General features: G+C 44.5%; 7 protein-coding genes and 3 tRNA genes. All 10 read right to left on the reverse strand.

The window, feature by feature from the left end; translation table 11 throughout:
- Positions 1-269: 269 nt before the first annotated feature.
- The 10 genes from AC58QG_RS36355 to AC58QG_RS36400 all read right to left on the reverse strand — a co-directional run bounded on the left by AC58QG_RS36355 (position 270) and on the right by AC58QG_RS36400 (position 5046).
- A complete protein-coding gene (locus AC58QG_RS36355; RefSeq protein WP_497366807.1) occupies positions 270-1337 on the reverse strand; it encodes an FUSC family protein in 1068 nt (355 codons plus the stop codon).
- A 136-nt stretch (positions 1338-1473) separates the two neighbouring features.
- Positions 1474-1671 carry a DUF3934 family protein gene (locus AC58QG_RS36360; RefSeq protein ID WP_497366808.1) on the reverse strand — a complete coding sequence of 66 codons (198 nt, stop codon included), beginning with the start codon at positions 1669-1671 and terminating at the stop codon, positions 1474-1476.
- A 24-nt stretch (positions 1672-1695) separates the two neighbouring features.
- Entirely contained in the window at positions 1696-2139 is a 444-nt protein-coding gene (locus AC58QG_RS36365) for a HEAT repeat domain-containing protein (RefSeq protein WP_497366809.1), read from the reverse strand.
- 221 nt (positions 2140-2360) lie between these two features.
- Positions 2361-2546, reverse strand: a complete 186-nt coding sequence (locus AC58QG_RS36370; protein ID WP_497366810.1) for a hypothetical protein — start codon at positions 2544-2546, stop codon at positions 2361-2363.
- 104 nt (positions 2547-2650) lie between these two features.
- Positions 2651-3316: a thiaminase II gene (gene tenA / locus AC58QG_RS36375; RefSeq protein ID WP_497366811.1), complete on the reverse strand. Its 666-nt coding sequence runs from the start codon at positions 3314-3316 to the stop codon at positions 2651-2653.
- Positions 3317-3516: 200 nt separating this feature from the next.
- On the reverse strand, positions 3517-4104 hold the full coding sequence (locus AC58QG_RS36380; protein WP_497366812.1) for a thioredoxin family protein: 588 nt from the start codon (positions 4102-4104) through the stop codon (positions 3517-3519).
- Between the two features lie 28 nt (positions 4105-4132).
- Positions 4133-4555, reverse strand: coding sequence for a VOC family protein (locus AC58QG_RS36385; protein ID WP_497366813.1), 423 nt, complete (start codon positions 4553-4555; stop codon positions 4133-4135).
- A 177-nt stretch (positions 4556-4732) separates the two neighbouring features.
- Positions 4733-4806: transfer RNA gene (locus tag AC58QG_RS36390), tRNA-Pro, on the reverse strand.
- A 46-nt stretch (positions 4807-4852) separates the two neighbouring features.
- Positions 4853-4924: transfer RNA gene (locus AC58QG_RS36395), tRNA-Gly, on the reverse strand.
- A gap of 42 nt (positions 4925-4966) precedes the next feature.
- A tRNA-Leu gene (locus AC58QG_RS36400) sits at positions 4967-5046 on the reverse strand.
- Positions 5047-5072 lie beyond the last annotated feature (26 nt).

The following is a 5072-nucleotide window of genomic DNA, read 5'->3' on the forward strand; positions in this document are numbered from 1 at the left end:
CTTTTATAGTCGATTACTCGACTGTGCTTACTCACTCGTTGTTCAGTTTTCAAAGATCAATTTCTTTCGCTCACTGCCGTGTTACCGAAGCAGCGAGAAGTAATATACCATAATGATTTTTCATTTGCAAGCTTTATTTTATTTCATCCATTCGTGAAGATGATCAACACGTTCAGACTCCATGGTTTGTGCTTGTTCATGCTTGTCCTGTTCGGAGCAAGAAATACAATATAACACAAACCATTTCGTAAAGCAAACGGAAATCTGAACTATTTTAGTCGAATACTTTTGAGCAAAATTTCAAGAGGTTCCCTTTCTTCTGTCTCCCCTCGATGATCATGCTCCACAAGCTTATCCAGACGCGCGATCTGATGACCATAGTCATACATGGCTGCTGCTACAATCGAGAGTCGAAGCATACCGCCCGGTTGCTCCCTATATCGTGCAAGGAGATCGACCATAAATTGTTCGTTCTCCGCTTCGATTTCCAAACTATCCGAGCTCGTTTCCTTCAGCTTATCATCGTACTTCAATAGAACATGTTCGTGGTACTTAATCAATTTCTCCATATGATCATCAAAACATACATCTGTTTCTGCACTTGGGGAAGCTTGAAAATAATGTTCATCTACTGCTTCCAATACTTCAAGACCTTTGGACATCACAAGCAGCTTCTGCTTGTACACGACGAGTTCGCGGATCCGTTTGGAGCCGCTGCCCTTCATCTTCTTAATTTCTTCTTCCATCAGTCTATATTTCTCGGACAATGACTTTAAGCTATTGCGAAGACTTTCCTTCTCTTCACGAAACACCGTTTCCTTGATCTCATTCGAAATCACCGTGCGAAGGAGCAGTGACATTTTGCTGAAAATAGATCCGATCTGCGCTGCGAATTGTTCCTTAGGCTTAGGTGGGAAGAACAGAACATTCACGAGAAAGGCACAGCCAATCCCAATCAAGCTTAGTAGTAGACGATTAACGGCAAAACGCCACTCCCCCGACGCCTCCATCACGGCCACAACGGTTACTAAGGTAAGGCCTATCGTTTCTTCCATCCGCAAACGTAAACTTAGAATGATAACAATAATACATACAATACCAATGGCAATCACATTCTGCGAAAAAAATATACCAGCTAATAAGGCAAAAGCCGCACCAATAATGTTCGTCTGCAGCTGATCTAAGAAATAACGCCAGGAGCGATAAATCGAGGGCTGCATTGCAAAGATCGCCGCAACAGCCGCAATGACCGGTGGCGTGAAATCGAGCCAGGCACTTATGTATAAAGCTAATGCAACAGCGATGCCTGTTTTCCACACGCGCGCCCCAAATACCATGACTCTCACCTCATCCAAAATATCCTACATCTATCTTATCTTACACAGCTCATGTGATGGATGCAAAAACAACATCTTCAACAAACAAAACCACCCCCGGCAAACTGCCGAAGGTGGTTCGTAGCTCAACGATTTGCTAAGCTTTGGTGCTTTTGGTACTCGAACTACTCCCGGTACCAGCCGTACCGGATGCCTTGGCCGCCATTGCAGCGGCTTTCAGACCTTTACTCTTGTAGGGTTTCGGGGCACTCTTCGCCCGGTTCTCACTTGCTTTCCACCGGTTCCAGCCTTTGCTGTCAGTACCTCTACCTGTTCCACCTTTACCCTTAGCCATAAATTCACTCCATACGTGTTGCTTTTATTTATTAGTTAATAAACCCGACCATGTCGTTTCTAGCCATTGATCGAAATCAGAGCCTTTGTCACCTTCGTAAGTGTCATACACATCACTTCTCATTTTCTGCAGCTTTTCTTTGAAAGCCTCATACGTATGACCTTCTGGCAAGCTCTTCTTGATGCGAAGCAAAATTTTACCTACCCCTTTGATCAGATCACCTTTCTTACGAGGGGGCAATTGTACATCCTCACCTAAAAGTTTGAGCTTACGGTAAGCCATCTCCTGAATGGCATACACGGTATCATTCGCCATAAGACGTTTAAGAATATGAACGGATTGTTGGTCGCCATGCTCGCCTAATGCCTCAACTGCAGCAAGACGCTCCCTCCAATTAGATGTGCGGTTTGCTGCTTTCTTCAACTCTTCAAAATCGGTAGGTAATTCATTGTGTAATTCAATATTCAACTGATTCAAGCTCCTTCTGTATGCTTTATGAGTTAGATGTTACACTTTTTTCAAGCAGAGTGCCAACTTTTTGAGGTGTTTAGTTTATGGAAGTACCATTTAGACAGGAACAAACCAAATAAAAAAAGACTAGCGAAAGACAAAAAAGCAACGATCAGCTCGCATATCGCGAACGATTCGTTGCTTTTCTCAACCCCTTTTAACCAATACCGTGACATCGCCTAGCTCACTACAACCCCCCTACAGTACTTGCAAACTGCCGCATCAATAGCGATTTCCTCATTGCAGTAGGAGCAGGGCTTGTGCGTTTTCACTTCAGCAGGCGCTGTGGATTTACTTCTCCTTAGACTCATGACAACCAACACACCGACGACCACAACAATCACAGCCAAAATCCAATAAATCATACGAAACACCTCCCAGTTGATAACCAACTTTTGATGATTTCCGTATATGTATATTCGCTCAATGGGCTCTTATGAATGCGTTTTAGTGGCGCTTATGTCGAAAATCACAGCCACATCTGTTGCTGGTATGACATTTCCCAGAACAACGTCTCGTAGCGAGTCGTATTCAAAAAAATAGTTTCTAATCGCGCTAATTCGTTTTCTGATTTCCCCACTGCTAGTCGATCCATTAAAGAAATACACCATTGCGCGTGTTGGCCGAACTCGTCTGAGCTGTAGCCTCTCACCCACTCACCGTAGTCGGGATGATCTGCTGCTCCTGGAATCTCATTTAACATACGGCCGATCTCCCAGTAGCTCCACATACAAGGAAGCAAGGCAGCTGTCAACTCTGCTAACCCGCCATTCTGTGCCACGTGCAACATGTAATGCGAGTAAGCGAGCGTAATTGGTGATGGTTCTGCCTGCTCCAATTCCTCTGTCGTGATTCCGAAGCGAGCCGCGTAAGAACGATGAATGCCCATTTCCTCATGTAAAATGTTGCTTAGTGACGCCGAGAATTCACTCATCGTTCGGAGATCTGGCGCCTTGATAGCTCCTAATGCGAACAATTTGGCATAATCTATTAAATATAAATAGTCTTGAATCATGTAGAACCTAAATTTATTGCGGTCTAGGGTTCCCCGACCTAATTCTTGAACAAATGGATGCTGCTGAGTTTGACGCCATTCGTGTTGATATTTCTGGACTAAGTGCTGTGTAAAGGACATGATTGGTCTCCTTTGGCATGGGATTCTATGATTAATAGATGAGTGAAATACCATTAGTAGATTTGGTGAACTCTATTATTTTACCATATATTAACTTTATTTCTAGTTATGAATATGTGAAAAAGAGAAAAACAATGAGCTCCTAGGTGTGGGAGGCCATTGTTTCTCATAATTAGGATATGTAATTTAGAGGAAGAGCGTTATACCAAATCACAGGCATCGGCAGGCATCCAATGTGCGTCCTTACCGTCCCATTTCACATTACAGCCAAGTGGGTTCGTCAACGGTAACGTAATCGCTTGACCTGTGGTAAGTTCCGCTAATGCGTTATCTAAATTGTTTATTGTGATTTTGGCAGCATCCTTTGGATTATCAACACCGCGTCCCGTGTAGACTAACTTGCGATCTTCATCAAAAACATAAAAATGAGGTGTCCGCAAGGCGCCATAAGCTAATGCCGTTTCTTGAGTTTCATCTCTCAGATACACCCATGGATATTCATGCTCCTCCATGTGCGATACCATATGATCAAAGGAATCTTCTGGCTTGGTGTTCACGCTGTTGGCGTTGATACCAACGAACTGTACACCCTTATCTTTATACCGATTGGCAGTTTCGCGTGTTACTTCATTAGAACCGATCACATAAGGGCAATGGTTGCAAGTGAAAAATATAACGAGCGTTTTGGCATCGCTGAAATCCTTCAACGCGTATGTTTGTCCATCCGTAGCTGGTAATGAAAAATTAGGCGCCTCATCTCCGAGCGATAAAGTAAAGGTAAAAGCCATGTCACATTCCCCTCTCATCCCTGATAAGTTATAGTTGGTTCTCCCCAGTGCTTTGGAAAAATTCAATGATTTCACCATTTAATCCTTTGACAAAAGCAATGCGTACCGGGGTTGGCGGGTTTACGCCTAAGACCGCGTCTTTCGGTGCTACGGTTACGACAGCGCCAGCAGCGACGGCTACTTCAACAGCTGCATCTACATTATCACTACGAAGTGCTACATGGAAGAAATATCCTTCTGGTTTCGGATCGCCTGAACCCCCAGCAAAAACTTCCATATAATTCCCATCACCTGAATCCAGCAAAGCAGCTCGCTTATCTCCTTCTCCCCAGTAATTCTTTTGAACAAAACCTAATCCTTCTGTATAAAACTTGACTGTCTCGTCAAAATCATTCGCTCTTAGTGCAACGTGATGAAAACCGCCGCCGCCTATTTTCGTATTCGTACCCACTTACTTTAGCCTCCTTCGAATTCTTACTTTCACTTCATTTCCAGTATACTCGAACATGCTAGGTTAGAAAATGAGTTACATCGAGGTAACTAAGTTACCTTGGGTAACAGATATGAACCTTAGGTCAAAACAAAAAACCACAATCCCTCATCGTTTGATGAGGAACTGTGGTTGATATCGGGACGACACGATTTGAACATGCGACCCCCTGCTCCCAAAGCAGGTGCTCTACCAAGCTGAGCTACGTCCCGAAGTAATGGATGAGAGGCGCTTACGCTACCTAGCAACCAGTAAAAAAGCGGAAGACGGGGATCGAACCCGCGACCCTCGCCTTGGCAAGGCGATGCTCTACCGCTGAGCCACTTCCGCATAGGGATCCCCAAGCTGCATGGAGCAACCTGGGGGATTTGATGCGCGTAGAGGGACTTGAACCCCCACGGTCGCCCGCTAGATCCTAAGTCTAGTGCGTCTGCCAATTCCGCCATACGCGCATGCTGTAAATAAGGCAAATGGTGAG

The organism is Paenibacillus sp. J22P169 (genome assembly GCF_059691995.1).